Here is a 2,820-nt window from a genome sequence, read left to right as displayed (position 1 = left end):
GGGTTAGGGGTTTAGGGTTTAGGGTTAGGGGTTTAGAGTTAGGGGTTAGGGGTTAGGGGTTAGGAGTTAGGGGTTAGGAGTTAGGGGTTAGGGGTTAGGAGTTAAGAGTTAGTAAGCTTCATAACTTTTAACTTTTAACTCATAATTACTTAAATACAGGTCTAGCTAATATGCTGACCTGTATTTTATTAATAGTCGCCAAAAACTGCACTTTCCCAGTAGAAATAAAAATCTCTTTTCAAGCGTCCCTAGGGGGTGTTTTCGCTCCTCGTTGTACCCGAAAATGAACAACCGCAAGTAGAGGGGGAAATACAATGAAATCAGATATTATTCTCATTGGACCAATTGGTGCTGGCAAAAGTACGATTGGGGGGCTTTTAGCTTCTAAACTTGGTCTAATTCAATACTCAATGGATAAGCTACGGTGGGAATACTACTTTGAGATCGGTTATGACGAGGAATTAGCAAAGCATAAGCGAGAAAGTGAGGGTTTTTGGGGAGTTTATCAGTATTGGAAGCCTTTTGAAGCCTATGCTGTTGAAAGGCTGCTATCATCACATAACCAATGCGTTATCGATTTTGGGGGTGGTCATTCCGTGTATGAGGAGGTTGCTCTATTCCAACGAGTTCAACAAGCTCTAGCACCATACTCTAATGTTGTTCTTTTACTTCCATCATCGAATAAAGATGAGTCAGTGCAGATTCTCAATGAGCGCAATCAGTATGTGCCAGATGGTAAACCAAACGTCAACGAACACTTTGTTAGACACGCTTCAAATTATGAGCTTGCGAAGTTAATAGTATACACAAAAGGCAAGACACCAGAAGAAACTTGCAGTGAGATTTTAAACTCGCTCTTCGGGGGTCGTCGAGTAGCAATGGATATCGGCAAGTAAGAATAAATTAAGTTTTGAAATTTTCTGAGGAGTTTAATTATACAGCTATGCCAAGCGATCGCCTCCATTATTTTGTGGTTATAGTTTAAAATCGCGGGACTAGTCCCCGATAAATTCAAAATCTAAAATCCTTCAATAAGTTATCTTCAAATAAATACGTACATTTGTACCATAAAAAGGTTCAGATGGATAATAACCAAAAGCTATGGCGAGAGCAATCGAGCGAATAGAACGAGATATTATAGCAATGGAAGAGGCGATTGAAGCGATCGCATCAGAACTTTCTTCTGCTTATACAAATTATCTAACAATCTTGGGGCAAGCTGTACAACAGCAATTGATTCAGGCAAGTTATTACCTGTGTACCCAAGGACATCCCCACAACTTTTTAAAATTGTCATTGAATCAACGCCAAAAATTGCAACAAGCCATCCGCAAGTTAGGTCAACAAGCAGCTCAACAGTTACTCAGTTATATGGAGAGTGGGGGAGATGAGGGAGATGAGGGAGATGAGGAGGATGAGGGGGATGAGGGAGATGAGGAAGTGCCCTCGTTGTCCTCAACTCCTTCCACTTTCCCAACTCCATCTACTTTCCCAACTTCCCCTCCCTCGCTAACTCCTCCCACTTCCCCAACTCCATCTACTTTCCCAACTTCCCCTCCCTCGCTAACTCCTCCCACTTCCCCAACTCCATCTACTTTCCCAATTCCCGTAGAGACGTTCCGTCGTCAAGTCTCTACTCCAACTCCCCCAGCTTTCCCTGAAGACCCATGCAACCCAGTAGAAATAGCAAAATGGCAACAGCAATTAGAAGGAGTAATGCAAGAAACGGTGAAAAAACTTTCCCGCGACGCAAATCTTTTATTACAAAAAGCTAGAATATTACCCAATAAATTACCAGAACAGATTTTAGAAGCGGCTGCGGCTGTATCAGAAGCATCTGCGGATGTGATTCCAGCACCGCCTAATCTATTAAACTTGGTAATTGAAATTGAAAATGAACAGCAGCCCGAAGAATCAAGCCTGACAAAGATCATGGCTATTAACATGCGACTTGCGGAAATTGAATTTGCTGACCTCACACTCTCGTCTGCACGCAAGCAGATTCGCAATATCTTACTTCAGCTAAACAAGCTAGGGCGCGAGTATCAAAAACAGCACCGAGAACTATCAGTAGCCGAAGCTGAAGCCGCATGGCGTGCTAGTTGGTTTGAATAAAGTTAGGAGGCAAAGGAGTAGGAGTTATGAGTTATGAGTGAGGAGGAGCGGAGTTATGAGGAGCGGAGGAGCTTTCGTTATAAGTTATGAGTGAGGAGGAGCGGAGGAGCGGAGGAGCTTTCGTTATGAGTTATGAGTGAGGAGGAGCGGAGTTATGAGGAGCGGAGGAGCTTTCGTTATGAGTCATGAATTATAAATTATAAATGCGTCAATTCTTTACTTCTCACTCCTAACTCCTAACTCCTCACTCCTAACTCCTCACTCCTAACTCCTCACTCCTAACTCCTCACTCCTCACTCATAACTCATAACTTGTATAACCGATGACTAATGACACACCAGATTGGACACGATTACAGAAAGCCTTGGCAATAGAGGCAGAACAAGGCTTTACAGACTTGATGGGCAGACAATATCGTTTCAGTGAGTTTCTCACCTTAACTTTTGGGAAATTCCCCGCTGTGCTGCCAAGTACTGAACGCCGGCGCTGGCAAGAATTAGCGGCTCAATTTGCAAGCTATCCAAATCTCGTGTCAGAAGACAGACAACACTTAGTGGCAGAAACTCGCAGGTATCTTTACCAACTGCAAAAGCAGGAGACAGGGGGACTGCGTGATCAAGGGGGACAAGGGGGACAAGGGGGACAGGGGGACAAGGAGGACAAGGAGGACAAGGAGAATAATTCTTCTTTCCCCACCCCTCCCCA

2 protein-coding genes and 1 pseudogene are annotated in these 2,820 nt (G+C 43.8%); all 3 read left to right on the top strand.

The window, feature by feature from the left end:
• Positions 1–314: 314 nt before the first annotated feature.
• The gene (locus OGM63_RS01785; protein WP_263743784.1) at positions 315–896 is read left to right on the top strand and encodes a shikimate kinase; all 582 of its coding nucleotides are present in this window, start codon (positions 315–317) and stop codon (positions 894–896) included.
• A 205-nt stretch (positions 897–1,101) separates the two neighbouring features.
• Positions 1,102–2,115: a hypothetical protein gene (locus OGM63_RS01780; RefSeq protein WP_263743783.1), complete on the top strand. Its 1,014-nt coding sequence runs from the start codon at positions 1,102–1,104 to the stop codon at positions 2,113–2,115.
• 322 nt (positions 2,116–2,437) lie between these two features.
• Positions 2,438–2,820, top strand: a pseudogene (locus OGM63_RS01775) (hypothetical protein); the annotation flags it as partial.

Origin of the sequence: Plectonema radiosum NIES-515, from assembly GCF_025753815.1 — a bacterium.
GTDB lineage: Bacteria > Cyanobacteriota > Cyanobacteriia > Cyanobacteriales > Nostocaceae > Hassallia > Hassallia radiosum_A.
The sequence above is the reverse complement of the archived record's forward strand: the minus strand, read 5'-3'. Positions and strand labels throughout refer to the sequence as shown.